We start from the raw sequence: 25,593 nt of genomic DNA on the forward strand, positions 1-25,593 counted from the left end.
AATTTCAATTGTAAATTTAAGGAATTAATTCAAGTAAAAAATGAGAATTCTTATAAATTGAATACTGTATTTTTGTACCAAATTGATAAAAATGAATCACCAGCACTTTATGCTTCATAAACCACATGGCTATTTGAGTCAGTTTATTTATGAATTGAAAAGAAAAAAGAAGTTATTAGGCGAATTGTATCCTTTTCCAGAAGGCACAATGGCTATCGGAAGACTAGATGAGGATTCAGAAGGGTTGCTGTTACTTACAACAGATGGTAAAGTGAGTGAACAAGTGCGAAGGAAAACCGTTGAAAAAGAATATTATGCTCAAGTGGATGGATTGGTTACCGATGAAGCGGTACAACAATTACAAAAAGGAGTGGAAATAGGACTAAATGGTTCAAAATATACCACATTGCCTTGTAAAGCGAAAAGAATTGAAACGATTCCTTCTTATATAGGTATTGGTAAAAAAATACGAGATGAACGGCATGGACCTACTTCTTGGGTGTCCATAACTGTTACCGAAGGAAAATTTCGTCAGGTTAGAAAAATGACTGCTGCTGTTGGTTTTCCTACACTTAGACTTGTTCGAGTTAGAATTGGTAAAATGCATTTAGAAGGTATAGCTACTGGATCAGTTCAAGAAGTTGCAAAAATTTTGCTGTAATGTGATTGTTAATTTTCTTTAAGTAAAATAATATAAGTTTATTTTTTTAGTATAAATTATGTTTTTTTAACAAAAAAAAGTTAATAAATGTTAAATAATCTTTATTTTTTCATTGCTTTTTATATTTTTAGTGTAAATAAAATATTACAAAATGAAAAAAATTTTACTTACTGCGTTTCTTTTAGGAAACTTTTTTTTAGCTACATCACAAAATACTTGTGCAACAGCTGTTACGGCAACTGCAGGAACTACTACTGTTGGTACAATAGATGGAACACTTATAGATGGATGTGGTAATGGTTCTGCTTCAGCTTCAGAATGGTATACTTACACATCGACTATATCTGGAATTGTAACAATTACCTCTAATTTACCTCAAAATGACGGTATTACAAATAGTGATGATACTTATATAAATGTATATTCTGGAAGTTGTGCTACTTTAACTTGTGTAACATATAATGATGATGTTGCATCAAGTAATTATTTATCTGAAGTGAGTTTTGTAGTGCAACCAGGAGAAGTTTTTTTTCTAGAATGGACAGACGAATGGAACGATGCTGGTTTTGACTTTGAATTGACTGAAACGGTAGTAAATTGCCCAACTACAATGGCTCCACCATTTACAGAAGATTTTACCAATACAGGCGTTGCTTATGTTTGTTGGCAATCTTTAGATGAAGATGGTGATGGTTTTAATTGGGGTGTAGCTGATTATGATTTAGATAATAATGGTACTCCAGACGGAAATCCTTGTTTGCGTTCAGCTTCATATGATAATAGTTCATTTTCACCTTTAACACCTGATAATTGGATTATTTCTTATCCTATCGATTTATCCTCTTATGCTAGTGGAGCTACAATTGAATTGTCTTGGTTGGCAAGAGGTATTGATGAAAATTACCCTGATGAAAATTACTCTGTTTATGTAGCAACTACTAATACAATAACAGACTTTTTGGCATCACCAACTACATTTACTGAAGTTATAGGCCAAAATGGAGGCGATGGTGTTTTTGTACCTAGAACCTTAGATATTTCTTCTTTTTATGGACAAACAATCTATGTAGCCTTTAGACATCATGATGTTACTGATCAATATGAATTAAATATAGATGATGTAGCGGTTAGTGGTGCATTAAGTTCTAGGATATTTGCAGTAAATGGTTTTAGTATGTATCCTAATCCTGCAATAAATCAATTAACAATCTCTTCTGAAAATACGCAAATGAATTCTATTATTGTTGTAGATGTTAATGGAAGAGTGGTTAAACAAAACCTTGTTAATGCAACTGAAACTCAGATAAACGTTTCTGATTTAGTAGCTGGAGTTTATATGGTTACGATAGCTTCTCCAGAAGGTACTAGTGTTCAAAAATTTGTAAAGCAATAATTAGGTAAAACTATAAAAAACGAAAAAGGTTCACCATGGTGAACCTTTTTTAGTATTTATTTAATTTAATTGAAAATTTCTGTAAAGAAATCTTTCATAGCTTGCCAACTTCTTTTGTCTGCTAATTCGTTATAAGCAGCTCCTTTGCTGTTGTCTGTATCTAAATCTTTATGTGTAAAGGCGTGTACAGCATTAGCATAAAAATTCATTTGCCAATTTGCTTTTCCAATTTTCATTTCGTCTTGAAAAGCCAATACTTCTTTTTGAGGAACATAAGGATCATCTGCTCCATGAAGTACTAATATTTTTGGAGTGATAACCTGAGTTTGTCGCATAGGGTCTTTTCCTAAACCACCATGAAACGAAACTACACCTTTTACATTTAGATTACCTCTTGCTGCTTCTAAAGCACCTGTTCCCCCAAAACAATACCCAATAATAGCAATTTCATCTGGATTAGCTCCTTGTTTTACTAATTGATCAATGGCTAATTGAATTCTTCTTTGGTAATCTTTATAACTGTTTTTAAAATAACCTGCTAATTTTCCGGCTTCTGTGGTATTATTTGGGGTATTGCCAACACCATAAATATCTGCAACAAAAACATGATAGCCTAATGCAGCTAATGCTTCAGCAGATTCTTTTGCATGTGCATCAATACCCATCCAAGCTGGTAAAACAATAATTCCAACGTTTTTCGGATTTTCTGTGGTTGCTTTCGCAAAAAAACCTTCTAATTTTTGACCACCATCGGTATAAGCTACAGTTTTTAATTGTGCATTCATTGACAAGCTAATTAGGGAGATAAAAAGAACTATATATTTTTTCATGAATTAATTTTTTTATAAAATTACTAAATACTTTAGTTATTTTGGCAACCAAATTTGTGAAATAATTTTAGTATCAAACCACTTTAAATTTTCCAATCGTTTTATCGAAAGTAATTGCTTCATTCTGAAACAATTCATTAAAAATGTTTTGTTCAATTAAATTGCAGGGTTGGTCTTTTACTAATTTGTTTGGTGTTAAAACTATCATTTCATCACACAATTGAATGGCTAAATCAATATCATGGGTAGAATATAGAATTGTTTTGCCCGTTTCTTTAGTTAGTTTTTTTAAGAGTTTTATTAGAGAAACTTTGTGTAATAAATCGAGATGCGTAGTAGGTTCGTCTAAGATAATAATAGCTGTATCTTGTGCTAAAGCTCTTGTTATTAAAGCTTTTTGAAGTTGACCATCACTTATTTCATAATGTTTTTTATCGATAAAATTACGTATTCCAGTTAGTGCAATTGCATGATCAATTTTTTCTTTATCTTCTTCAGTTAATGTGCCTAACCAATTGGTATAAGGTTGTCTACCAAGAGCTACAATTTCATAAACGGTTAAATTACTTGGAGGCAAATGTTCGGTTAAAACAATGCTTAATTCTTGCGCTAATAAGTTAGGGTTGTATTTCTTTAACGGTTTACCCTGTAGCATTATTTCCCCTTCTAAAGGAGGAATAATACCAGTTAGTGTCTTTAATAGTGTTGATTTACCTATACCATTGGCACCAATAAGCGCCACCAATTGCCCCGCTTCTAAATTAATAGTACAATTTTCAAGAATCGTTTTAGAGTGATTTTTATATGTATAACCGATAGATAAATTTTTGCTATGTAAAACAGTAGATGTCATTAAGTGAGACTAATTTTGTTTTACAAAGTTAAAGTTTTACAAGGTAATAATATATTATGAGGATATATTTATTCTTTATCTAACATCTTATGCTTAGAATTTTGATATGTTTTTTAATAATATTAAAATGTACGCCCAAAAAATGGTAATAGTTTTTTCAAAGTCATTTTGGATACGATTCGAAATATTATTTCTAAAAGGATTCGAAAAGTTATTAAAGATAATACAATTAAGAATAAGGGGTATGCTTCTTTTTGAATGATTATATATATTGAAGATACTATGTTTACGATGAGTAAGGCACTGAATAATACTTTGATTTTTAAACTGATAGTAAGGTTTACAGAAATCTTATCAGGTTATTATAATTTTTTGATAAGGAAATGCTTATATCTTTTTCTGGAAATAATTTCATTTAAATACACTTCTTTAGTTTACATAACCCACACGCAAAAGTATAGGAAAACGCACTTCTCTTATTTTTTCCGTTCCCCAAATTTTTTCTAATTCAGTTTCTAATTCAAGTATTGGGTTAACCTGATTTTGTTTCATGTAGTGTTTTACAGCAGACCAAGTATTCAAATAACCTATAAGATGTTCCAAACTCCAGTGTTGTGTATTCGTAAAAAGTGGTGTTGCAATTTCATCAAATGGAAAAGGAATTGTGTTGTAATTGGCATCAATGTATTTTCGTTCATTATCCCAATATGTGCCAATAACTTCTGTGTAAAAATGAGTAATGATTGCATCGATTTCTTCTGAAATAGAGATTCGACCATATCCTAAAGCCACAAATACTGCCTTTTCTTTTGCAGTACGTTGTACTTCATCATAAAACTTTTCAAAATCAAACCAATGAATTGCCTGTGCTACAATAATTAAATCAAATAGGTTGTCTTTAAAATTGGTTTTCTCAGCGGGTTGTACCGAATAAAAAATTTGTTTTGAAGGTGCCGCATTATCAATTTGAGACCGACTAATATCGGTAGCAAAAACGGTTGTATAGGAGGTTGCTAATTCTTGAGCTACCTGACCATTACCTGTACCACAATCCCAAGCTTTTTCTTTAGTAAGAACCAAAGTATTCAGATATTCAAAAAGTTCAGCAGGATATTTAGGTCTGTATTTTGCATATTGATCTGATTGCGAAGAAAAATTATCTTTCATGTAAGTATTCGTTAACTTGAAATGGTCGTTTTATCCTCAAAAAAAACTAACCAAAACAAATATACTGGAATTACATAGAAAAGGTTAGAATATTTTTTACTTAATCTTCTAAGGCTACTTTTAAATTTTGTAAATATTGAGACCAAGCATTGGAACATTGCTCATAACACGCTATTTCAGGAATAAGTCCGTTGTGAGTAAAAGTAACTAAGGTTTGGTTTCCTGTTTCTTTCAATTCAAAGCTAATTTGCGTTTCGTTCCATTCGTCTTTTTGATCTAAAAAAGATAAATAACTTTGAGTAACTAACCAGACTATTTTTTGGTTTGGCACCCTATCAATTAGTTTTTGAACCGAAAAATGAGCACCATTTCCAGCTTGAAAGGAAAATTCGTCTCCAATTTGTTCACTTTGTCCTTCAATTTCTTCTGCAAATAATCCTGACCACCACTTTTTTGGGTTAGATACTATTTGAAAAATAGCAGCAGCCGATTTGGAACTGCTAAAACAATAGGTGTAATTCGTGTGTTTCATAATATTTATTTTTTTGGAAGTCCCCATTTTTCTACTAATTCAGCATTTAAACCTCCTTCTTTTGGATTTGGTTTTCCAATACCGGTTGTAATTAAACTATTTAAACTACCTTGAATATAACTTGTCCAAGCATCTTCACATACTTGGTAGCATTCATAGGTAGGAATTAATCCTTCGTGTGTAAAAGTTAGTTGTGTGCTTGTGCCTTGCGATTCTATTTCAAAAATAAGTTTGGTATTTACCCACTCACTTTGATCTTTCGTAAAATTAAACTGATTTTCAGTTACTAAATACACTAGTTTTTTATCTGTAATTTGTTCTGTAAGTTTTATTTTACATAAATGAACGTCTTTGTAATGATAGAAAAAGATTTCATTCAATACATTGGTTTTTCCTTCTATGTCCATAGACCACCATGCTCTAAAATCTTGTATAGCTTGAAATACTTCTGTTGGCGTTTGGTTTACTTTAAACGAAGTTGTAAATGATGTAGTTGTCATATTATTTTGTATTTTAATTATAGATTGATTTTGTGAATAGTATAGAATTATTTGTAGAAAAAGTATAAGGCATAAAAGGTGTGTTTTCATCTTTTTTTACAAATTTCAGTCATTTAATTTAAAATGTAACATTGTAATATAGACATTGTAATGGGTTGATTTAGACAAGTGTTTTTCGTATATTTGTGAGAAAAGATATCATGAAGCACTTAACGATATTGGTTCCAAATGGAGAAAACAATTTAAGTAGTATTGTAGGAGTTTATAAAATTTTTAATCGTGCCAATGCTATTTATGCCAGTAAGGGATTTAAAGCTGTTTTTAAAATTGAATTGGTTGGTACTTCTCAGAAAGTTGGGTTTTATGATGATTTGTTTACCGTAAAACCACATAAAAAGGTATCGGAAATAAAGAAAACAGATTTTATTATTATTCCTTCTTTGAATCATAACTTTGATAGTGCTGTCCATGAAAATAAGGAAATAATTAATTGGATTGCCAAGCAATATCGTTTGGGTGCAGAAGTTGCTAGTATTTGTACGGGTGCTTTTTTACTAGCTACCACAGGTTTGTTAGATGGGAAAAAATGTTCCACCCATTGGTCTGCGGTTTCTATTTTCAAACAGCGTTTTCCAGGAATACACTTGCAACCAGATCAATTAATAACAGATGAAAATAGAATTTATACTAATGGAGGTGCTTACTCTTTTCTAAATTTAATTTTGTATTTAATTGAAAAATTTTACGATAGAGAAACGGCTTTATTGTGTTCTAAGATTTTTCAAATAGATGTAAGCAGGAGTCATCAGTCTGAATTTATGATTTTTAATGGGCAAAAAAATCATGATGATGGAGCCATTTTAGAAGCACAAGAGTATTTAGAAAAGTATTTTCAGGAAAAGATATCTATAGCTTCTTTGTCTTCTAAATTGCATATTACAAGAAGGAATTTTGATCGACGATTTATAAAAGCAACAGGAATAACTCCTTTAGATTATTTGCAAAGAGTAAAAATTGAAGCAGCTAAAAAACAACTAGAGAATTATCCCAAAACGGTAACAGAAGTAATGTATACAGTGGGGTATAACGATGCAAAGGCATTTAGAGACGTTTTTTCTAGAATTACAGGTTTGTCTCCAGTAGATTATAAGTTAAAGTATAATAAGTTTTCAAACTCAGTTTTGTCTTAGTGAATTAGGAGATACTACAACATTACAGACTTCTATTTAGTGTTTTTGTTATAAATTAGTCGAAAGTTACAAAAGGAGCTATTATCATTCTTTTTTTATAGGATCTCTTCCAATAAATCTATTTTTCCCTTCTAAAAAACCTATAACTTTATCTATATTTCTAAGAATTGTGCTTTCTTGTTTTAAAAACGAGATATAACGTATTATTTCTTTTTGTAGCGAAGGTGATAAATTATCAAATACTTTTTTAGCTTCCAAGTTTTTATTTAAGGCAGCTATTAGTTTAGGATGTATTGCTATAATTCTTTCAATAGGGTCAAAAGAAATAGTAATGGTAATTATTTCTCCTATACGTTTGGGAGAATTTTTCAGCATAAAAGTATTAATGTAAAGTCGCCAAGCACCACTATATTTTACTAAATTTTGTTTATAGTTTTTTCCGTTAATTGTACCTGTTATTGGAATTGCGCCTTTGTTTTTGCTTGCTTTTTCAAAAATGTGATTTAGGATTTCTTCAGGAACAGGTACAAAAGGATTAATGCCAATGCAATCTATAGGAGCTGAAAAAGTATAAAATTGAGTACTCATTTTTTTTAGTAAATTATCATGTTTCTTTATTTCTTTAATTGAATGATTGTCTGAAGGCTAAAGGTGAAAGATGTGTTTTGGTTTTAAATAATTTACTGAAAGATTGTGAATGCTCAAAGCCTAATTGATATGCTATTTCACTAATCGAAAGAGTACTAGTGGAAAGTTTTTCTTTCGCTTTTTCAATCAATTTATCATGGATGTGTTGTTGCGTACTTTGTCCTGTTAGAACTTTGAGTAAACTGCTTAAATATTTAGGAGAAATGTTTAATTCGTTTGCAATGTTTTGTACAGAGGGTAGTCCTTTGGTTATTAAATCTTCATTTTCAAAATAATCTTCCAATATTCTTTCTAACCGTTCCAAAATTTGATGATTCACTTTTTCTCTTGTAATAAACTGACGATGATAAAAACGTTCTGAGTAATTTAATATGGCTTCTACATGAGAAATAATAATTTGTTTACTAAATTGATCGATTGTTGCATGATATTCTTGTCTTATATTTTCGATAATTCCTTGTAGTATTTTTTCCTCTTTTTCTGAAAGGAATAAAGCTTCATTTACAGAGTAATCAAAGAAGTCATAGTTTTTAATATTTTTTGCTAAAGCAGTGTTCCAAATAAAATCAGGATGAATAAGAAGCATCCATCCTGAGCGTTTTACTTTTGAATTGCGATCTACAGCAATATTAAAAACCTGATTTGGTGCGATAAAAAACAGGACACCTTCATCAAAATCAAAATCATACTCGTTTTGTCCGTATTTGAATTTGCCATCAATACCCCTTTTAACAGAAATCTGATAAAAATCAAAAATCCAGTTAATTTCATCGCTATCCATAGGTTTTTTTATCGAATTATAATCGATAATACTGATTAGCGGATGTTCTGGTTTTGGTAACCCTCTCAATTGATGAAATTCGCTAATGGTTTTGATTCTTTGTGTTTGTCTTTGTTCCACTATACAAATTTAAAAATAATTTTGGTCCATATCTTCAAGTAAACCAATATGTTTGGGTTGCCAATTTAATATTTCTTGTGTTTTTAGATTAGTAGCTGGTGCATCAAAAGTGATGAAATGACTCATCCATTCAAAATGTTTTGCAGTTTCTTCGTTAGATAATGCAACCAATGGTAAATTTAATTTTGTACTTATTTGTGTGGCAATACTTTTTATTGTGATACTATTTTCTCCAATAACATTATAGAGAGCACCTTGCAATCCTTTTTCAATGGCTAAGCGAAAGGCTTTGGCGGCATCTAATCGATGTACTGCTGTCCAGCGATTTAAACCCTCATTAGGATAAGCTGCACAACCCTTTTTACGAGCCTGCTCAATAATAAATGGAACAAAACCTTTGTCCCCTTTGTCATGAACAGAAGGAGCTAAACGAATTACCGAAGCATGTACTCCTTTTGCGGCTAATTCTAATGCCGTAAGTTCAGAGAAACGCAACGGGTTTTCGGTAGTACTTTCTTCTGTAATGTATCCGTTTGTAAGAGGTAAACCCAAAATACCTGCTGTTACGACCATTGGTTTTTTGGTCCCCATTAAAATAGTTCCCATAGCATTTATGGCTGCTTTATCCATTGCTGCTGCTTTTGTGAATTGAGAGAAATCATGAAAAAAAGCAGTATGAATTACTGCATCAGCGTGTTGAGCGCCTTGTTGTAGTATTTCCAAATCTTCTAAGTTGCCTAATAAAGGTGTTGCTCCTAGTTCTTTTATTTTTTTAGCCGATGATTCAGAACGTGCTAACCCGATGACTTGATGCCCTGCTTGAATTAATTCTGTTACCACAGCTGAGCCAATGAAGCCTGATGCTCCTGTTACAAATACTTTCATTTTAAGTGTTTTTTAATTAGAGTGTAAAGGTCTATACCAATTAAAAAAGTACTGTAGTCAAATGTCTGCTTGTTGTAGTCAAAAGGGAAGAAGGTGATTATTCAGAAAAATGATTCTTAGTAACCAAATAATACCAATAAAGAAACTAGCAAGTCCCAATAAAAAGAGAAAAGTATACACAGGATGTCCTATAGTTGTAAACTCTATACCATTAAGTAATCATCCGAAAAACAACATCGTTAGGTTTTGAAACTGTAACGATGTAACTATTATCTTGTTTTCTCAATCTTATCTATTTCATACCAGGAGTTTTCTCCTGATACCATATATTCGTATTGATTATTTAATGAATCTTCAAAGATAAATTTAGATTGAAACGTTAGTATTTCTGGATCAATAGATGTGTTTGCTTCAATGTAATATGTTTCTAGATATTTATAAGAATTAATTTTAATGGGTAAGCTGTCTACCCATTGTACATTGTTTTCTTTGCTCTCAATTTTGATTAAATTCACTGGAATACCAAAATTTTGAAGCATTATTTTAAATGACCAGGATCGATCATTTTTAAATCCTGTAAATTTTGAATTATAATACTGAAATTTCTTTTTTCTAATGACATCCCAAAAATACCAATCTATTTTTCCATCGATAATTGGAGAATCAAAATAGTGAATAGCTTCAATAATGTACTTTTCATTTCCTATAAATTTAACGCCATAAGACTCGCGTTTTTCAATAACATCATAATCAGTACAAATGGCTTGTTGCAGTTCTTGTTTTGTGAATGTTAAGGTGTCTTTACCCCAATTTACAATAGAATAGGTTTCGTTTGAATATTTAGGAACGTTAATTCTGTATTTTACAAAACTATAATAATCATTATTAATGGCAATTAATTTAAGTACGGTTATATCATCGTTTGGTTTTTGTGGGTTTGAAATTCTTAAATAGGCATTTTCTGAAAGTGATGCTAGTTTGTGTTGTACTTCTTGTGTAGCTATTTCATATGATTTTGCATCTTCATTATAATGGTTGTGTCTCATTATAGATTCTGCTATATAAATATAAACTCCAGTAATAATAGGTATCGTAATCAGTAGGATAGGAAGTAAAAAAGAATACCAAGGTGTTCTGATGGTATCTTTATTATTTATTTTTGTAATAATAAGATGAGGTATTTCGTATAGTTTACCCTGTTTTCTTACAGCATAAATTTTTCCTAAACTAAAAAAAGGAATCCAAAAAAGATGAAATACTTTTTGACGCACTTCAAAATCTGATTCTTTCCATTCTTCCATGTTTAATTGTAAATCTTTTGCAGTGTAAGATTTTATCTTAAAACTATACCATCCAAAAACTAAACTCATAATTATTTATCTTGTTTTTTGTGAAATGAATATTACTAAATGACCATGTTAAGGAAGAATGCAATACTATAACTAACCAAATCAAATATAGAGAAACTTTTAAGTATTTTAAGACGGGAGTGAATTAAAAAGATACAAAAAATGGGAAACTTATTTAATATTAAAGTTATTTTATGGTTATCCAGCTCATTATTGCCTCCGTATTTATGGGTTTTGAAGGAACTTCTGCTATATCATATTTTCCAATTCTATTATTTTCTTCAGTTGTAAAGATAAAGTCCCAGTTGTTTTTTTCATCATGCATATATTCCCAATCCATCATTAAATCAAGATTAACCTCAATATTGGGATATTTTGCTTGTATTTCTTTTACTGTTGCATTTGGAGTAAGACCATTTGTCGTTTTTATATTTTTAGCAACTGCAATAATGACCAATATTTCTTCAGAGTCTGCTTTAGTAATAAGCGCTAAAACATGTTGGTCTTCCCAATAATATAGATACGATTTGCTACCACCGTCATAGCCAAAAGCAAAAGCATCGCATTCCATTTTTGTTAAATTAACTAATTCTTTTTCTGCTTCAGAGATAGACATCCCAATTTTAATTGGGCCAAGATTTCCTTTACCAATTTTATACTTGTCGAAATTAATAGGAACTTTTTTGTCGTATTTTTTTGACGATTTATTTGTGGGTTCTACAGTTATTTGAGTATTATCTTTACAAGAAAAAAAGAGAAGAAGAAACATTATAAATACTAGTTTTACCAAATGATTAGCTATAATTTTTTTTATAATTTCTTGATTAGATTTATAGAACATATATTTTTTTCTGGTGTTAATTTTTTCAATCTTATAGTTTTAAAGCCATTTGATCCTCAGTAAAATAATTTCCTTTCCACTTAATGGCATTTGTTTCAGAACCAAATGTTACAAAACCAAACTTTTCATAGAGTTTTTTAGCAGTATCATTATGTGTAATTACAGTTAAATTGATGCTTTCAATATCTGAAATTTGTTTTACTCTATCCACAAGTGATGCAATTAACAATTTCGCAATTCCTTGTCCGCGATAATCTTTGGAAACATACATTCTAAAGAGAATACCTTTGTGCCTTAATTTTTCTCTATTTTCCCCATCTCTAGTAAAACTAACTATACCAGCTAAATTGTTGTTTGAAAAAGCGCCAAGTGTAAAACTGTCTGGTTTGTCTTTTGTAGGAAAAAGAGTGTCTAAATCATCATTTGGAGTAATCCGGAAATTTTCTTCATCATGAATGAGACCAAAACCTAGAAACTGTTTATACAATTCGATTTGGTTCGATTTAATTTCTGTAATTTGTATGGTATTCATTTTATAAATTTGTCGATAGGTTTTGCTTTGCAATATCTTTTAATGAGGAATATAATTTTCTAAGTTGGCTGTTATTAAACCCCAGGAAATTACTATTTAATTCTTCCATTTCTTTATCGGAATCCAGAATAATTACTCTTAATTTAGGGATGATGCTTTTCTTTTTTCCATTTCCAGTTTTTAATTCCGTTTTTAAATTTTTAAATTTTATTTTTATGCTTTTTGATGAAAAAAGAGATTCTTTATTTATTTCTATGTATTGTTGAGCAGTATTACTATTTATTTCATTGATTTTAAAACTGGTTAATCCATTAATTATTAAAGCAATACTAAGTAAAGGCCCAGCAAATGACCACATATTTGGATAAATATCATTTTTAAATAGATACATGAAAAAGGTTAGAATTACTGTTCCACTAATAAGCTCTATAAAGAAAAGTAACCTAAGCGGAATATAATGTTTATAGATGTTTTTCAAAGTATTAGATTGAGGTTTTTGTTTTTAGGGTTCCAAATAATTTCATTGTGTTGTTTAAATAGTGTTGTTAAAAAGCATTTCTTTTTTTAATTCTTGATTAGAAATTTTTTCTTTTTTATCCATTTTGCCTTCTTTTTTGCTAATTTTTATAAAGTTCAATGCTTTTTTCTAGGTTCTTGGTTTTCTTTTTCTTGATAGTATTTTTGAATGGTTTTAACAGCTTGTACGCCATATTTTCTAGAGTAGTAGTAACCAATTAATAAGGCGATTAAAATACGCATTGTGTCATTTTTAAATAGTACTATGTAACTTAACTAATATTTTGTAATTGCATGTACTCTGAAAGAACACTTTTAATAAAAATTAAATCTGTTTTTAAGTATTCTCGTTGGGTACCATAAATCGTTAATAAAATGATTTTATTATCTGAAAGAGTAGAGGTAACATATATAGAGCCAGCTGTTTCTCCCATATCGTCTGCTTTTTCAAACAAATAATCTAGCGTGAGAATTTGTTCTTTTTGTATCTGTATTACTTTTGCCTCTTCTTCTATGTGAATGGCACTCGGGCTAATGATTTTCTTTTTATTACTCTTTTTTAACTTGGATGTTTTGTTTATTTCTGTTCCACCAAAATAAATTAGACCTATAGGAAACAACATGAATATTTTGATTAATAGTTTACTTTTAACACCTATGTCAACCAATAAGCCTATTGCTAAAATAAAAAGTAATAGTCCAATAATTATCAAGGCAATACCAATGATTTTTTTTTGATTGCTATTTAAAGATTTTCCTATTTCTATTTGATTCAAACTTTCATTATAAAAAAAATGAATTTTATGTCTTTTTAATTTTAATCGAAGCGTTTCTAAACTTTTCATGCTATTCTTTTGAAATGATTTTTTAGCGATAATGCATCTAAACAAGAAGCAATCAAAAATAGCTAAAAATTAGAAAAATTGTATTTTTAAACAGTTACTTTCTTTTTGTATTCTAATCTTATGATAAATAGACTTAATGAAAATTGAACATTAGATTTAGAAGGCTGGTCGCAAGAAAACAAAATCCAATTATAAAAAGATTTACAAAAGCTCTGATAATCCATTTTTGATGCGATAAATCATAGTTGACTAGTTTAGAGAGAACGACTACAACTCCCATTATTAAAAACCAAACAGAAAAAAATAGAGCCATTTCACCTCTTAGTAATGAGGTTACAAAATCATGAATTAATCCGCAGAAAACAAATGTTATTACTATGGAAAGTTCTATGGGAAGTATTTTTTTTAGTGGGCGAAATATTTTTGTGCCTAAGTAATAACCAAAAATGGGATTCCAAAAATTCCAAAATGTTGAAAAATTGCTTGCCCCTAATGACCTTTTCAGATTATTTCGAAGTGAATTCGGATGCCCAAAAGGAACGCCATTTCTTTTTTTAACATATTCCGATAATTTCATTTGCTCTGTTTTTTTCTGTTTTATGACTATTTTTTTAGTCCTATTATTTCAGGAATAATATATTCATCCAAGAATTTGTTGTCTGATCATGAGACTTCATTCCTCCAAAGTTGCTAAAACCAATCAAAATCATATCAATTTACTCGTTAAACTAGTTTTTTACTCAAGTGTAATCATCCCATTTTTTATCATTTTCCAGATTATTATCCGTATTAATTCAAAAGGTATAGTAATGTAAATATAGAAATAAATACCCATAAAATTAAGGCTAAAATCATAGGTTTTAGCCCTGTAGATTTTAGGTCTTTTATTGAAATAGTAGTGCCCACCAAGAATAAAGTTATAATCAACAATCGTTTTGCCACTGTTACAATTAATGTAGTAGTCCATTCTGGTAAAATGTGAGAACTATTGATTATTATAGCGAGTAGGAACAAAACAATAAAATAAGGAATTTTTATTTTTTCTCCTTTAGTTTTAAACAAAAACATAGAAAAGATTGATAAAGGGATAATCCATAAGGTTCGAGACAGTTTTACCGTGGTGGCAATTCTTAAAGCATCATCTCCATATTCTAAAGCAGCACCCACAACCGAACTAGTATCGTGTATGGCAATGGCACACCATAAACCAAACTCTTCTTGTGTTAAATCTAGAAAATGTCCGATAGCTGGGAATACAAATAAAGCTACTGAGTTTAATAAAAAGACAATGCCCAAAGCAATACTTATTGTTTTACTTTTGGCCTTAATTACTGGAGAGATGGCAGCAATAGCGCTGCCACCACAAATAGCAGTTCCTGATGTAATGAGATGACCTAGTTTTAAATCTAGTTTTAAAATTCTTGTAAAAAATAAGCCCAATGTAATCGTTACTACTATAGAATAAAAAGTTAAACTCAAACCTGCGATACTCGTTTTTAAAGTTTCCGTTATTAACATTCCAAAGCCTAAACCTACAACAGCTGTCTTTAAAAAATAATGTATAGCGATATGACTATAGGTCTTGTATGGATTATTGAAAAAAAGTGTATATCCAAAGCCAAGTAATAATGCTACAGGACTATTTATAAAACCGAATAGAGCCACTGCGATTAAAAAAATGAAAATTATTTTTTGAAAAAAATAGTTCATATTGTATCTATTATTTGATACAAAAGTAATAAGGTTATATAACTTTTTTGCAAATTATATTGTTATATAATATAACTAAAAGTTATGGTTGTTGATGATAAATTTTTTAAAATAATCGAAAGTTTTAGAATGATATCCTGTTCTGTTTACAAAGTAAAACCATCTTTCAATACTTAAATCTTTAATGTCTATTATTTTAAGTTTGTGATTCATTAAATCATCTGTAATAGAATGGATAGATAGTAAGGCATAATCATTGGAGTGATGCAAATAACTTTTAATAGCTTCTGTACTGTTCAATGTTACAACAGAATTTAGTTTAGAAATTTTATTATCAATTAAAAAACGATCAATAATTTCTCTTGTACCAGAACCTATTTCACGTTCAATAATTGGAATTTTTTGTAGTGTTTTTAAAGTAAGACTTTCTTTACTAATTGAAGCATTATTAATATTGGTTACGAGAACGATTTCATCTTTAATGAACTTTTCAAAATAGAGTTTGGGATTAGAAAAATTTCCTTCCGTTATTCCAAAATCAATGTCTCCATTTAAAATTAAATTTTCAATATTTTCAGAATTATCACTAATGATATTAAATTTTGTTTCTGGGAATTGCATTCTAAACCTCGCTATTACTTTCGGAATGACATAGTTGGATAAGGTAGTACTTAAACCAAAGTGTATTGATTTGGGGAAGATGTCTTTTTTATTTAGAAACTGTTCATCCATTTCAGTATAAATAGACATTATTTTATTAACATAAATAAGAAATGCTTTTCCGGCTGTGGTTAATTCAATAGAATTCCTTTTTCTAACAAAAAAAGTGGTTTTATATTCTTCCTCTAAATTTTTAATAGCTTTGGAAATGGCTGGTTGTGAAATATATAATTGCTCAGCAGCTTTTGTGAAACTTAAGTGTTTCGCAACAATTTTGAATATATGTAGTTTGGTTTTCATTAACTGATGTTACGAAATAGTATTTATTAATTCCTCTGCTTTTTCAATATCTTGTTTGCAAACTAATCGTTTAGACTTTATTAATAAGATATCATTAATTATTTCAAATTCAAAGTTTTCAAATTCAGAAATTTTAGATAAAAGTGTTTTTGTATAGGGTTCAAGATAAGATTTTTTTATTCCTTCACAGTAATAATTATTATAAAATATTGAACTATTATTTATGTTTTTAACTAATTTTTGTATTGTCTTATAGTTTTGTGAAGTTATATGTTCTAACAACCTAAACCTTCTGCTAAGATATAATTTCTTAAAAGAAAAAATGAATTTTCGTACTTTTCGTAATATCACAAAACTATTATAGCGTTTATTTATAACTCTTTATGATAAAAGAAGCTCATGTTATGTGATTTTGTTTGAGTTATGCCAAATGTAATGACAGGTTAAAACATAAGAATTGTAAAATTTTGATGTTACTTGTTCAACGTTATTTTAAATTTACTTGTAAAACTTTCTTCTATCTATATAATCAATAATGGTATCACTATCATAAATCATACATTTTGGTCCATTTTCTAATTTTAATACATAGCCAGGATAGTCTATTGGAAGTGTTATGTTCCATTCTCCTTTACCGATTTCTTTTTCATTCTTGAAAATTTTGTAAATATAATTTTCTTGAACATCGATAAAACAAGTATTGCATATTTCTCCATCAAGTTTTAGTAAACGATATTTTTTAACAAATGATTTTTCATTTTCTTTCGATAAGAAGGAGTTACAACTTAGAAAAGAAAACAAGATAAACATTACATAATTTTTTTACATGATATAATTTTCATTTTTTAATTTTCGAATTTAGGAGCAAAAATATAATTTGTTGTTGAAAAACAAGTTTTACTTTTTTTCTTCATGCCAAACTATAACTTTCTTTTGTTAATAGTGTTTAAGGTTGTTAACCTTTAAGTATTTATTGCTGTTTTTCGAAATATCATAGTTGTAATCGTATGGAAATTGACAACTATCTTTTTCTAATGTTGTATTTTTTTCGTCAACCAATTTATACGTTTTATCAATAAGTTTAAAATCGGAATCATAAAACTCGGTTCGTGTTTCAAAAGCGATTCCGTTTGTACAAATACTATTAAAAAAATTGGTTTGTCTTTCAAATGCAAATGTTTTTCCTTTTTTATCAAAGTAGTGTGAAAAGGTAATGCTCCAATCTCCGCTTTCGCTAAATGGAAATTCAGAAACGAGCATTACATTTCCTAAACTGTCTTTGAGAATATTGTAGGTTGTTTCTACATTTTCGGGAAAATTTCCATTTTTAATTAGGATAGGTTCGTTACCATCTGTCAATTTAGCTACTACTATTACTTTGTCTGTGTTGTGTTTAAAAAGGGAGTCAATATTATTTTTTTGATATCTTAATCTTTCCATCACATCGGACTCGGGTAAAAGTCGTGAAGAAGTACTTAAGGATGTTTTGTTTTCAGACGAATTACAGGATGAAAAAAGTCTTACAAAAAGTATCAGCATCAATAGGTGGCTTAGTTTTCTCATTTATGGGTATGTGTTAAATTAGTGAGTTCTAAGTTGAGGCTAAATTTAAAGAAAATAAAAAATCATTTATTAAAACCATATTTTTGGAAATTTTTGTCATTATGTTAGAATTTATTCTAAGATTATTTAGAAAGCAGCTAAGTATTTCCTTTTAATTTTTTATTGCTTCAATTGAGTTCCATGTAATGAAATTTATAGTTGTACTTGTTCGATATTTTTGCTTTTAAAACTCAGGAGAATAAGCCATACTTTTAGTTATTTTAGAAAGAACTATTTTTTAATTTGTTGTAATTCAGAAAGTCGGTTTTTATACATGTCAAAAATTATCTCTGGATTCCATTCTTCGTTTTCTGTTTTTCCATGTCCCAATGAAATAAGCGTGATTAATTTTCCATTCTCTGTATAGAATTCGCAATTCCAACTTATTTGAGTAAAATGATTTCTAGGTATATAATTTTCGGTTTCTTTTGCATATATGAGTTTTCCGTTTTTTTCAAAGTAAATTTCCTGAAAATAGGTCTCTTTTTCGTGCGATTCAATTGTTATTATTCGGTTTCCTTTTTCCAAGTTACAAATACTCCAAAATTCTGTTTTCCCATTAACGTCGGTAATTGCGTTAATTTCACGATTACAATTTGATGCGTTTTCTTGAAATTCTGAGTTAATTTTTGAACGTATTTTTTCTTCTTTTTCACTTTGGCTTTGAGCGTTCCAACTTAAAAAAACAAAGGTTATTATGAATGTTAAAAGTGTTTTTTTCATAAAATGAAGATCCAAATATTTATTTTTAAATTTTTATATGATTTCCCAAAAGCAAAAAGGGTTTCTTAAGTTAAATCAATTTATATTATTGCAAGCATTGCCTTTTTATGATACCAGTTTTATGGCATTTGACTATAAGTAATGGTGTGATTGATAACTTTCCTAAATCAAAAATAGACAAAATTTAGTAAACTTGTAGTCTTAATTGAATCGAATTGAGATAGTGATTTTTCGAATTTTTATTAAAGGAGTTATTCTTGTTTATAGCTTTTTTGTAATTTATTTTTCACAATATCATAGCTTATTCCAAAAAGAATTAACGTAAGACTAACTAATGGAGAACTTACCAAAATAGACATGCCCGTTTGTCCATCATTTTCACAATTATAGAGTGTTCCAATTTGGAAAAGGTAAAATGGAACTTGAAGGATATAAAACTGTAATAATAAGAAAATTCCAAAAAGAAAGATTTTAGTTTTTTGAATAAAAATTGATTTAATTCTAAAACAGATAATGTAGAAAAGAATTGTAAATACTATGGCTATGGCTACATAGATGACAGCAGTTAAAATAACTTCTTTGTTACATTTATTAGCTGTATTTTGGTTAACAAGATAATTTTTTACAAATAAATAAACTGTTCGAGACTTAGTAGCTTCAATTTGAATTATTGGATATAATAGTGCAGTTGGAACTGTAAGTACGCATATAAATAATGATAGCATTGTTCCTAGTAATTTTTCCATTTACATATTTTAATTTGCTAGTATCTTCTATTCAGTTATTTTAATAGAAAGCGTAAACTACGTATACCTAATGAAAGTAGTAAAAATCATTACTTTCACAAAGTTCTTAGATGCTTAAGATTTTATTTTGCTCTAAATGTTGATTTTAAAACTGAATTTTCGGCATTTTTTCTGTCTTCTTCATCAATATTTATTAATAGAATCATAAATTCTTTCTCATCTATTTCAGCTATATAAAAAGATTTAGTTCCAACAAAGCCTTCTTCTTCAAAGAGCGTAGTTTGTCTAATGACATTAAATTTAATGTTGTCGATTACCATTTCATCAATGATAACAGTACTCTTATTATTGGGATATTCTTTTTTACAATTTTCAATTAATAAATCTTTCATTAATTGAGTATATCCATTTAATGTGTGTTCTTTTATCGTTAAATTATTTTTATAGCTAACAAATATTGCATTTGCACTTGAATCTTTTTTCTCAAGTGCTAGTAAAATAACATCATCAGTTGAGGATGTTATATTAGCCTCTTGTTTTAAATATTCTTCTCCTCTTTTTCTTTCTTTTTCAAAATTGTCAATTTTAGGTATATAGTTAATAGGAGTAGTATACGTCCATGTTATGGTATTTATTTTATATGTTTTTTGACCTATTAAATAATTGCTAATAAGTAATATTAAAATGAGAATTTTTTTTTTCATTCTTTTTTTGATTTTTGTAAATGTTACTGGTTATTTATAAAGATGTTTTTAACTAAAATAAGTCGTTTCAAATATAATCTATTTTTCTAGGTTTTAGTAAGTTGTAATGCTTAGTATGAAGGTCAAAAATTTGAGAGTGGGTAATGGCTATAATGTATATTAATACCGTGTATGGTTATTATTTAGTTCTGTTTTGTTCCGAAATGATAATTGGTAGTCAGTGGAACAGTAATGTAATTGGTTCTTTCTGAATATTCGTTCGTAAAAATTAAAAAATCAATATTTTTAGTTCCCATTTTTTTATAAATTCTTGATTAAGACATTTTCTTTACCCCTTGTTAACATCTGTTTTTTCAACTGTCACAAAAAAATGCTGCTAGTGTTAGTTGCGTAAATTTATGACATAAGATTAGAAGTAGAAAACCCCTTGTGGAATTTTACCCGAAAATTTCACACACACTAAGTCTAGTAATTTCTAAAGCGACTATTAGCAGTTTTAACTTTTTACTTTTTCAATAAACTTTTTAATTACAGTTTCATATTCCTTTCTTGCTCCTTTTATATTTTGGAGAAGTTGGTTTTCAAGTTCATTAATAGCTTTTTTTCTTCAGTTATTTTGGTAAAAACCTTTGGTGGTCGTACAATTTTTTTTCAGTAATATACTGTAAAACTAAATTCTGCTTTTGCACGTTTGTCAAATTCTGATTGTATTTATTTTGGACAATATTTTCCAGTCGGTTCAATTCTTCTTTTGGTAAATTTTCGAAATATGAAAGTATCAACTCTTTGTCTTCCAGTTCTTCTAAATTTATTTTTGGTAATTCTTCGTTTTGTGAATGGAGTTCTTTTGGTTTTTCTTTGACAACCTTATTTTTATTACTCGTTGTTTTTTCAGGTTTGGATTTTGCTTCTTTTGTGTGGTTATCAAAATCTTTCAAAGCATTTAAGTCGGAAAAACTCATACTAAAGACTTTCTTGATTACCAGTCCTATTAAAATGGATAGTGTAGCCTTTGTTAAGAATTGAAAGATATCAGTTCCTAATAAACCAAATGTTCCTAACAAAGAAAAAAATCCATAAACGATAAATGTATAACCAAGTATTTGAACTATTTTTTTTTCAACTAGATCCATTTTTCTTATTTTATTTCCTAGAAGAATGCAGATCAAAATAAGTGCAAAATTTGAAATAAAAAGAAATATGGCACCTGAAATAGATGAAGTTGCAAAAGCTGTTAAAGCATTAGAAGAATTTCCTTCTTCAAGCGATGTATAAACTCTAATTGAACGATAAACTACATTTGCCAAAGATAAAGTTGTAATACCTAAAAAGATTAAATGAGCATTTATCAATACATCTGCCTTACTGTAATTTAATATGCGGTTTAAAAACCGTTTGAATATAAAAAGTATTCCAAACCACATTAGTCCGCTTAAAACTGAAAATCCATTTGATGTAAACCCATGAAGCCAAGTTCCGTCAACATAGAAAAATTGATTGTAAATTGCATATGATAATAATAGAACTGAATAAATAAAGGCAATTAGTACTGTAACTTGATAAATTTTCGGTAAGTTATTTTGTTTCATGAATTTTATTTTTTTCTTTTTTAACTGTTTTACTCAAAATGGTGTTCAACGGTCTGTGGTTAAATAAAGTAGTGTGAGCCAAAAATAGACAAAATTTAGAAAATTTGGAAACAGGAGCACAAAGTTCGAACTCGTGAAACAATTTTCGGGGAATTATCGACTAAGTTTTTTGCTTTAGCTGATGTTAGCTGCTGGTCTTTTTATCTTTTTGTTAATTCTGTCGGTGTGTATTGAAATTGTTTTTTGAAAGCAACCGAAAAATGAGACAGACTTTCAAAGCCCAAATCAAGATAAATATCATTGACTTTTTGATGCATGTTTTCTATTAAAAAATGAGCTTCTTCCAATCGCTTTTTTACCAACCAGCGACTTGGCGTTTCATCAAATATTTCTTTAAAATCTCTTTTGAATGCGGACAAACTTCTACCTGTCAGAGTCGCAAATCTTTCATTACTCACATTGAAGACGAAATTTTTGTTCATATATGTTTCCAAATCTATTTTGCCTGGTTTTCTGAAATCAAATAATACTTCTGCCAATTCAGGTTTCATTTTTAACAAAATGAGTAACAATTCTTCATATTTGACATCTTCAAATTCTTTTTCTAACTCCATCACACCTTTGTAATAAGGCTTTATGGATTTTATAAAACTGTTGATTAACTGGTTTTTCGAAAGTTTGATAAAGGCTTCTTTTATCGCTTTATTTTTGGGTTGGATACCGTGCTTCTTTTTAAATTCCTGTAAAAACGGTTCATCAAAACAAAAAATAATCGGTTCAAAACCATCTTTGCTTTCCAAAAGCGCATACTTTGCCAGTCGGTTTTTTTGTGCAATGCCAAAATCACCTGCCTTAAAAATAGTTTTTTTATTTCCGTCAAATGTTTGAATAGCACCTTTGACAACATACAAAAACACGTTGTCTGGAATAAATTGTTCCATCAAAATATTGGTGCTTGTTTCTTCTGTTATCTTTCTCATTTCGATTATTTAAAATGAAATATTTTTTAATGGATGCCCTAAAAAAATCAAAATTAAAGGCATCATTATAAAAGGGATTTCAATTAAGGCAAATTTAAAATTTCCGGCTTTAAGTGCTAAAGCCATCATTACGATAAGTAGAACTGCCCGAACTGTATTGCCGATAAAGAATGTTTTTGGGAATAGAATTAATGAAGCCGAAAGAATGGAAATAACACCTATGGTAATTCTTATAGAATTTGTAATGCCTAAAGCAGACATCATTTCCAAGTATTGTTCGGTTGGTTTTTGAAATACTCGTGACCCGTGGTTAAAACCAATATATACGGTAGCTATAAGTAGGATTCCACTGATTATTTTAGTTGTCATTGTTTTTTTATTTGAGTAAGTTATATTTCGTGATAGAGTCTACAGCAGCTAAAATGGTATTTTCCTGTGTGGCAATTGGTTTCCAATGCAATGTGTTTTTTGCTTTTTGGTTGCTCACATTTCGATTCATTTTGGTAAGTAAAACACCCTCTTTGGCTTGTGCATTGAAAAGAGAAACGATTTTCAAAACAAAGTTTGGAAGTTTTCTTGAAGATACTTTTTGTGCAATTTCAGGTCGTTTGTTTCTTAAAAGTTCCGCAATTTTGGGTAAGGAAATTTGTCCGTCTGCTGATGCAATAAAGCGATTTCCGTTAGCCTCTGGTGTTTCCATTGCTCGAATATGCAAATCAGCAACATCTCTAACATCTACCACATTCAAAGGAATATTGGGAATGGCTTTCATTGTTCCATTTAGCAAATTCTCCAATAAATGAAAACTACCTGAAACGTGGGCATCCAAGGATGGGCCTAAAATTGCCACAGGGTTAATAGTCACAAACTCCAAATCGCCTCCTTCCTTTTCTATAAACTCCCAAGCTGCCTTTTCTGCAAGGGTTTTAGACCGCTCATATACGGAAACTGCTTTATTGTTGGTGTTTGTCCAGTCTTTTTCAGTTGTGGTTCTGTTTTTGTCAAATTGGGTAAAGCCAACCGCTCCAAAATTAGAAGTCATTATTACTTTTTTTACACCTTCCTTTTTGGCAAACTTCAAAACTCGTAAGATACCTTCTCTTGCAGGTCTAATAGCTTCTTCTTCATCTTTAGGTTTATCGAAAAACACAGGTGAAGCTACACTTAAAACATAAATGCAACCTTTTATTGCATTGTCCCAATTTTCATTTTTGGTGAGTTCGGTTTGTACAAATGATAGATTTTCAAATGACTCAATGCCATTTGCTTTTAAGGTGTTTTTGACCTGATCTACACTTTTAAGATTTCTAACGGTTGCTCTTACTTTGTAGCCTTTTTCTAATAGTTGTAGAATAATTTGCATTCCAACAAAACCAGTTCCGCCTGTTACTAATACTGTTTCTTGATTTTTCATTTTTTTACTTTTTGACTATTAATGATGATGCAAATTTCTGTATTAGTTGGTAGAATTAGTTTATTGAGAAGTCCAAAAATACTTTATTGAGAAGTCCGATTTTTGTAAAAGCCCAATTTTTTCAGACTTGTAGCTAACGTTCTCGGACTTTACGTTCTGGCGGGTTTCGAAGTACAAATTTTCAATTTATTTCTAAAGTTCATTAAAAGCACAAAACTGCACGTCAGCCCGCCTGACGCAAAACCTGTGTTAGCGATAGGTTAATTAAGTCGTTCAATATCGAAATCATCAAACCTATCAATTTTATAGTCTGCAATGTCAAAATTTAATAATGCGTTGTCATTGGTAAAAGCAATAACTGTCATACCTGCTTTCTTTGCTGCCAACATACCTGAATATGAATCTTCGATTGCAATACAGTTTTTAGCAGTAATATTGAGTTTGGCTGCTGTTGTCAAATAGATAGCAGGGTCTGGTTTTCCGTTTTCTTCAAAATCGGCTGATGAAACTGCATCAAACAGGTGTTCAATTTCTAACTTTTGCAAAACTGTTGGTATTATTTTATTGGGCGAATTTGTTGCAAGTCCAATTTTAAATTTTTTGGATTTTAGATTTTCTATAAAATTCTTAACACCATTAATTTTACAGTCTTCATTTTCAATAAGTTCTATAACCTTGTCAATAACCATTTGTTCTACAACGTCTAATCCTTTATCTTGCCAAGGAAATTTATCGAACCAAAATCTTGTAACTTCGAAAGTCGTCATTGACTTTGTTAGTTTAGAATATTCATCTGTTACTTTTACGCCCAATGAAGTAAAAACTTCTCTCTCAGCCTTTTTCCAAAGACACTCAGAATCTACAATTACTCCGTCCATGTCGAATATGACCGCTTTTTTTATCATGTCTATTTGTCAATTTATAGCCGTTTGTGTTACTTACCGTTAACGTTCTGTCTCTAGTGGTAGTTGTGTAAATTTATAGTAAAAGTTAACAAATACAAAACTCCTCATGGAATTTTCGGAGACTCGTGCACAATGTGCGAGTTGGCGTAGCAAAATTCGGAAGTAATCCAAGCCTAGCAATTGCTACAAATGGCTGTTAGCTGCTGGCTTTTATTCCTTTTTTAGATGTCTTTTTTTTATTATTTTATTCATCCAAATTGTTGTTAAAATAAAAGCTGTAAGAGAAGTAATTCATCCACAAAGAATAGCTAATATAGGCATTACGAATTCAGGATTTCCATTTGCATTAAATCTTTTTGAAGGATTAATATATTCTACAATTTCAAACGTTTTTATATATACAATCCAACTTGCCAATAATGTGAATGAAATACTAATTGTATATCGGATAAATGTTTTCATAGTTTGGCTTTTTTGGATAATCTTATAGTAAAGATTATTACGGTTATTAAACTAACATAACTCAGTAAAAATTTGAAAGATGAAGTATGAAAATTTCTAATAATTAACAAAGTAAAATAACCAAAAAGTATGAAAAAAATAATGTTTAAAATGTT

The 25,593-nt window shown here is 29.5% G+C and carries 31 protein-coding genes; 3 read left to right on the forward strand and 28 right to left on the reverse strand.

Annotated features, from left to right (window positions below; genetic code table 11):
• The first annotated feature begins 91 nt into the window (after window positions 1-91).
• Entirely contained in the window at window positions 92-661 is a 570-nt protein-coding gene (locus tag CX675_RS17220) for a pseudouridine synthase (protein WP_130736493.1), read from the forward strand.
• Window positions 662-812: 151 nt separating this feature from the next.
• Complete coding sequence (locus CX675_RS17225; protein WP_130736494.1) at window positions 813-2,054, forward strand: T9SS-dependent choice-of-anchor J family protein; 1,242 nt, start codon at window positions 813-815, stop codon at window positions 2,052-2,054.
• 65 nt (window positions 2,055-2,119) lie between these two features.
• On the opposite strand, the gene CX675_RS17230 is transcribed toward CX675_RS17225, so the two are convergent.
• The 5 genes from CX675_RS17230 to CX675_RS17250 all read right to left on the reverse strand — a co-directional run bounded on the left by CX675_RS17230 (window position 2,120) and on the right by CX675_RS17250 (window position 5,936).
• On the reverse strand, window positions 2,120-2,884 hold the full coding sequence (locus CX675_RS17230) for a dienelactone hydrolase family protein (RefSeq protein ID WP_130736495.1): 765 nt from the start codon (window positions 2,882-2,884) through the stop codon (window positions 2,120-2,122).
• A gap of 73 nt (window positions 2,885-2,957) precedes the next feature.
• On the reverse strand, window positions 2,958-3,737 hold the full coding sequence (locus CX675_RS17235; RefSeq protein ID WP_130736496.1) for an ABC transporter ATP-binding protein: 780 nt from the start codon (window positions 3,735-3,737) through the stop codon (window positions 2,958-2,960).
• Between the two features lie 429 nt (window positions 3,738-4,166).
• Window positions 4,167-4,904 (reverse strand): class I SAM-dependent methyltransferase, encoded by a 738-nt coding sequence (locus CX675_RS17240; protein ID WP_130736497.1) that lies wholly within the window; start codon window positions 4,902-4,904, stop codon window positions 4,167-4,169.
• A gap of 100 nt (window positions 4,905-5,004) precedes the next feature.
• Window positions 5,005-5,436 (reverse strand): SRPBCC domain-containing protein, encoded by a 432-nt coding sequence (locus tag CX675_RS17245; protein WP_165396076.1) that lies wholly within the window; start codon window positions 5,434-5,436, stop codon window positions 5,005-5,007.
• Window positions 5,437-5,441: 5 nt separating this feature from the next.
• Window positions 5,442-5,936, reverse strand: a complete 495-nt coding sequence (locus tag CX675_RS17250) for an SRPBCC domain-containing protein (RefSeq protein WP_130736499.1) — start codon at window positions 5,934-5,936, stop codon at window positions 5,442-5,444.
• A gap of 200 nt (window positions 5,937-6,136) precedes the next feature.
• Between CX675_RS17250 and CX675_RS17255 the strand changes: the two genes are divergently transcribed.
• Window positions 6,137-7,126 carry a GlxA family transcriptional regulator gene (locus CX675_RS17255; protein WP_130736500.1) on the forward strand — a complete coding sequence of 330 codons (990 nt, stop codon included), beginning with the start codon at window positions 6,137-6,139 and terminating at the stop codon, window positions 7,124-7,126.
• Between the two features lie 84 nt (window positions 7,127-7,210).
• Here CX675_RS17255 and CX675_RS17260 read toward each other — a convergent pair whose 3' ends face one another.
• From CX675_RS17260 to CX675_RS19905, 23 genes are all read right to left on the reverse strand, one after another.
• On the reverse strand, window positions 7,211-7,714 hold the full coding sequence (locus CX675_RS17260) for a YdeI/OmpD-associated family protein (protein WP_130736501.1): 504 nt from the start codon (window positions 7,712-7,714) through the stop codon (window positions 7,211-7,213).
• A gap of 34 nt (window positions 7,715-7,748) precedes the next feature.
• On the reverse strand, window positions 7,749-8,675 hold the full coding sequence (locus tag CX675_RS17265) for an AraC family transcriptional regulator (RefSeq protein ID WP_130736502.1): 927 nt from the start codon (window positions 8,673-8,675) through the stop codon (window positions 7,749-7,751).
• 9 nt (window positions 8,676-8,684) lie between these two features.
• Window positions 8,685-9,560 (reverse strand): SDR family oxidoreductase, encoded by an 876-nt coding sequence (locus CX675_RS17270; RefSeq protein WP_130736503.1) that lies wholly within the window; start codon window positions 9,558-9,560, stop codon window positions 8,685-8,687.
• Between the two features lie 269 nt (window positions 9,561-9,829).
• Complete coding sequence (locus CX675_RS17275) at window positions 9,830-10,930, reverse strand: hypothetical protein (RefSeq protein WP_130736504.1); 1,101 nt, start codon at window positions 10,928-10,930, stop codon at window positions 9,830-9,832.
• Between the two features lie 166 nt (window positions 10,931-11,096).
• Window positions 11,097-11,750, reverse strand: coding sequence for a hypothetical protein (locus tag CX675_RS17280; RefSeq protein WP_130736505.1), 654 nt, complete (start codon window positions 11,748-11,750; stop codon window positions 11,097-11,099).
• A 31-nt stretch (window positions 11,751-11,781) separates the two neighbouring features.
• Entirely contained in the window at window positions 11,782-12,282 is a 501-nt protein-coding gene (locus CX675_RS17285) for a GNAT family N-acetyltransferase (protein WP_130736506.1), read from the reverse strand.
• A 1-nt stretch (window position 12,283) separates the two neighbouring features.
• Complete coding sequence (locus CX675_RS17290; protein ID WP_130736507.1) at window positions 12,284-12,760, reverse strand: hypothetical protein; 477 nt, start codon at window positions 12,758-12,760, stop codon at window positions 12,284-12,286.
• 155 nt (window positions 12,761-12,915) lie between these two features.
• Window positions 12,916-13,041 carry a hypothetical protein gene (locus CX675_RS20285; RefSeq protein ID WP_255509231.1) on the reverse strand — a complete coding sequence of 42 codons (126 nt, stop codon included), beginning with the start codon at window positions 13,039-13,041 and terminating at the stop codon, window positions 12,916-12,918.
• Window positions 13,042-13,070: 29 nt separating this feature from the next.
• Entirely contained in the window at window positions 13,071-13,643 is a 573-nt protein-coding gene (locus tag CX675_RS17295; RefSeq protein WP_130736508.1) for a hypothetical protein, read from the reverse strand.
• Window positions 13,644-13,776: 133 nt separating this feature from the next.
• A complete protein-coding gene (locus tag CX675_RS17300; RefSeq protein ID WP_130736509.1) occupies window positions 13,777-14,220 on the reverse strand; it encodes an acyltransferase in 444 nt (147 codons plus the stop codon).
• Window positions 14,221-14,432: 212 nt separating this feature from the next.
• Window positions 14,433-15,353, reverse strand: coding sequence for a YeiH family protein (locus CX675_RS17305; protein WP_130736510.1), 921 nt, complete (start codon window positions 15,351-15,353; stop codon window positions 14,433-14,435).
• A gap of 75 nt (window positions 15,354-15,428) precedes the next feature.
• The gene (locus CX675_RS17310; RefSeq protein ID WP_130736511.1) at window positions 15,429-16,313 is read right to left on the reverse strand and encodes a LysR family transcriptional regulator; all 885 of its coding nucleotides are present in this window, start codon (window positions 16,311-16,313) and stop codon (window positions 15,429-15,431) included.
• Window positions 16,314-16,811: 498 nt separating this feature from the next.
• Window positions 16,812-17,123, reverse strand: coding sequence for a hypothetical protein (locus CX675_RS17315; protein ID WP_130736512.1), 312 nt, complete (start codon window positions 17,121-17,123; stop codon window positions 16,812-16,814).
• A 126-nt stretch (window positions 17,124-17,249) separates the two neighbouring features.
• Window positions 17,250-17,876 (reverse strand): hypothetical protein, encoded by a 627-nt coding sequence (locus tag CX675_RS17320; RefSeq protein WP_130736513.1) that lies wholly within the window; start codon window positions 17,874-17,876, stop codon window positions 17,250-17,252.
• A gap of 270 nt (window positions 17,877-18,146) precedes the next feature.
• On the reverse strand, window positions 18,147-18,638 hold the full coding sequence (locus tag CX675_RS17325) for a hypothetical protein (protein ID WP_130736514.1): 492 nt from the start codon (window positions 18,636-18,638) through the stop codon (window positions 18,147-18,149).
• A gap of 251 nt (window positions 18,639-18,889) precedes the next feature.
• Window positions 18,890-19,384, reverse strand: coding sequence for a hypothetical protein (locus CX675_RS17330; RefSeq protein ID WP_130736515.1), 495 nt, complete (start codon window positions 19,382-19,384; stop codon window positions 18,890-18,892).
• Window positions 19,385-19,506: 122 nt separating this feature from the next.
• Window positions 19,507-20,088 (reverse strand): hypothetical protein, encoded by a 582-nt coding sequence (locus CX675_RS17335; RefSeq protein ID WP_130736516.1) that lies wholly within the window; start codon window positions 20,086-20,088, stop codon window positions 19,507-19,509.
• 611 nt (window positions 20,089-20,699) lie between these two features.
• Window positions 20,700-21,677 carry a hypothetical protein gene (locus tag CX675_RS17340; RefSeq protein ID WP_130736517.1) on the reverse strand — a complete coding sequence of 326 codons (978 nt, stop codon included), beginning with the start codon at window positions 21,675-21,677 and terminating at the stop codon, window positions 20,700-20,702.
• A 200-nt stretch (window positions 21,678-21,877) separates the two neighbouring features.
• Window positions 21,878-22,657 (reverse strand): AraC family transcriptional regulator, encoded by a 780-nt coding sequence (locus CX675_RS17345; RefSeq protein WP_130736518.1) that lies wholly within the window; start codon window positions 22,655-22,657, stop codon window positions 21,878-21,880.
• Window positions 22,658-22,666: 9 nt separating this feature from the next.
• A complete protein-coding gene (locus CX675_RS17350; RefSeq protein ID WP_130736519.1) occupies window positions 22,667-23,026 on the reverse strand; it encodes a hypothetical protein in 360 nt (119 codons plus the stop codon).
• Window positions 23,027-23,033: 7 nt separating this feature from the next.
• Window positions 23,034-24,071, reverse strand: coding sequence for an aldehyde reductase (locus CX675_RS17355; RefSeq protein WP_130736520.1), 1,038 nt, complete (start codon window positions 24,069-24,071; stop codon window positions 23,034-23,036).
• Between the two features lie 260 nt (window positions 24,072-24,331).
• Window positions 24,332-24,976, reverse strand: coding sequence for a hexitol phosphatase HxpB (gene hxpB / locus CX675_RS17360; protein ID WP_130736521.1), 645 nt, complete (start codon window positions 24,974-24,976; stop codon window positions 24,332-24,334).
• Window positions 24,977-25,267: 291 nt separating this feature from the next.
• Window positions 25,268-25,438, reverse strand: a complete 171-nt coding sequence (locus tag CX675_RS19905) for a hypothetical protein (RefSeq protein WP_165396078.1) — start codon at window positions 25,436-25,438, stop codon at window positions 25,268-25,270.
• Window positions 25,439-25,593: the final 155 nt, after the last annotated feature.

It is taken from the genome of Flavobacterium sp. J27 (assembly GCF_004303025.1).
GTDB lineage: Bacteria > Bacteroidota > Bacteroidia > Flavobacteriales > Flavobacteriaceae > Flavobacterium.

Excerpts from the sequence above, each read along its gene's own strand:
- CX675_RS17345 (WP_130736518.1), bottom strand. The coding sequence starts at position 22,657 with ATGAGAAAGATAACAGAAGAAACAAGCACCAATATTTTGATGGAACAA.
- CX675_RS17335 (WP_130736516.1), bottom strand. The coding sequence starts at position 20,088 with ATGAAAAAAAAAATTCTCATTTTAATATTACTTATTAGCAATTATTTA.
- CX675_RS20285 (WP_255509231.1), bottom strand. The coding sequence starts at position 13,041 with ATGCGTATTTTAATCGCCTTATTAATTGGTTACTACTACTCTAGAAAA.
- CX675_RS17315 (WP_130736512.1), bottom strand. The coding sequence starts at position 17,123 with ATGTTTATCTTGTTTTCTTTTCTAAGTTGTAACTCCTTCTTATCGAAA.
- CX675_RS17235 (WP_130736496.1), bottom strand. The coding sequence starts at position 3,737 with ATGACATCTACTGTTTTACATAGCAAAAATTTATCTATCGGTTATACA.
- CX675_RS17230 (WP_130736495.1), bottom strand. The coding sequence starts at position 2,884 with ATGAAAAAATATATAGTTCTTTTTATCTCCCTAATTAGCTTGTCAATG.
- CX675_RS17285 (WP_130736506.1), bottom strand. The coding sequence starts at position 12,282 with ATGAATACCATACAAATTACAGAAATTAAATCGAACCAAATCGAATTG.
- CX675_RS17355 (WP_130736520.1), bottom strand. The coding sequence starts at position 24,071 with ATGAAAAATCAAGAAACAGTATTAGTAACAGGCGGAACTGGTTTTGTT.
- CX675_RS17260 (WP_130736501.1), bottom strand. The coding sequence starts at position 7,714 with ATGAGTACTCAATTTTATACTTTTTCAGCTCCTATAGATTGCATTGGC.
- CX675_RS17275 (WP_130736504.1), bottom strand. The coding sequence starts at position 10,930 with ATGAGTTTAGTTTTTGGATGGTATAGTTTTAAGATAAAATCTTACACT.
- CX675_RS17240 (WP_130736497.1), bottom strand. The coding sequence starts at position 4,904 with ATGAAAGATAATTTTTCTTCGCAATCAGATCAATATGCAAAATACAGA.
- CX675_RS17280 (WP_130736505.1), bottom strand. The coding sequence starts at position 11,750 with ATGTTCTATAAATCTAATCAAGAAATTATAAAAAAAATTATAGCTAAT.
- CX675_RS17220 (WP_130736493.1), top strand. The coding sequence starts at position 92 with ATGAATCACCAGCACTTTATGCTTCATAAACCACATGGCTATTTGAGT.
- CX675_RS19905 (WP_165396078.1), bottom strand. The coding sequence starts at position 25,438 with ATGAAAACATTTATCCGATATACAATTAGTATTTCATTCACATTATTG.
- CX675_RS17270 (WP_130736503.1), bottom strand. The coding sequence starts at position 9,560 with ATGAAAGTATTTGTAACAGGAGCATCAGGCTTCATTGGCTCAGCTGTG.
- CX675_RS17245 (WP_165396076.1), bottom strand. The coding sequence starts at position 5,436 with ATGAAACACACGAATTACACCTATTGTTTTAGCAGTTCCAAATCGGCT.
- CX675_RS17305 (WP_130736510.1), bottom strand. The coding sequence starts at position 15,353 with ATGAACTATTTTTTTCAAAAAATAATTTTCATTTTTTTAATCGCAGTG.
- CX675_RS17325 (WP_130736514.1), bottom strand. The coding sequence starts at position 18,638 with ATGAAAAAAACACTTTTAACATTCATAATAACCTTTGTTTTTTTAAGT.
- hxpB (WP_130736521.1), bottom strand. The coding sequence starts at position 24,976 with ATGATAAAAAAAGCGGTCATATTCGACATGGACGGAGTAATTGTAGAT.
- CX675_RS17225 (WP_130736494.1), top strand. The coding sequence starts at position 813 with ATGAAAAAAATTTTACTTACTGCGTTTCTTTTAGGAAACTTTTTTTTA.
- CX675_RS17255 (WP_130736500.1), top strand. The coding sequence starts at position 6,137 with ATGAAGCACTTAACGATATTGGTTCCAAATGGAGAAAACAATTTAAGT.
- CX675_RS17300 (WP_130736509.1), bottom strand. The coding sequence starts at position 14,220 with ATGAAATTATCGGAATATGTTAAAAAAAGAAATGGCGTTCCTTTTGGG.
- CX675_RS17320 (WP_130736513.1), bottom strand. The coding sequence starts at position 17,876 with ATGAGAAAACTAAGCCACCTATTGATGCTGATACTTTTTGTAAGACTT.
- CX675_RS17250 (WP_130736499.1), bottom strand. The coding sequence starts at position 5,936 with ATGACAACTACATCATTTACAACTTCGTTTAAAGTAAACCAAACGCCA.
- CX675_RS17350 (WP_130736519.1), bottom strand. The coding sequence starts at position 23,026 with ATGACAACTAAAATAATCAGTGGAATCCTACTTATAGCTACCGTATAT.
- CX675_RS17310 (WP_130736511.1), bottom strand. The coding sequence starts at position 16,313 with ATGAAAACCAAACTACATATATTCAAAATTGTTGCGAAACACTTAAGT.
- CX675_RS17295 (WP_130736508.1), bottom strand. The coding sequence starts at position 13,643 with ATGAAAAGTTTAGAAACGCTTCGATTAAAATTAAAAAGACATAAAATT.
- CX675_RS17340 (WP_130736517.1), bottom strand. The coding sequence starts at position 21,677 with ATGAAACAAAATAACTTACCGAAAATTTATCAAGTTACAGTACTAATT.
- CX675_RS17330 (WP_130736515.1), bottom strand. The coding sequence starts at position 19,384 with ATGGAAAAATTACTAGGAACAATGCTATCATTATTTATATGCGTACTT.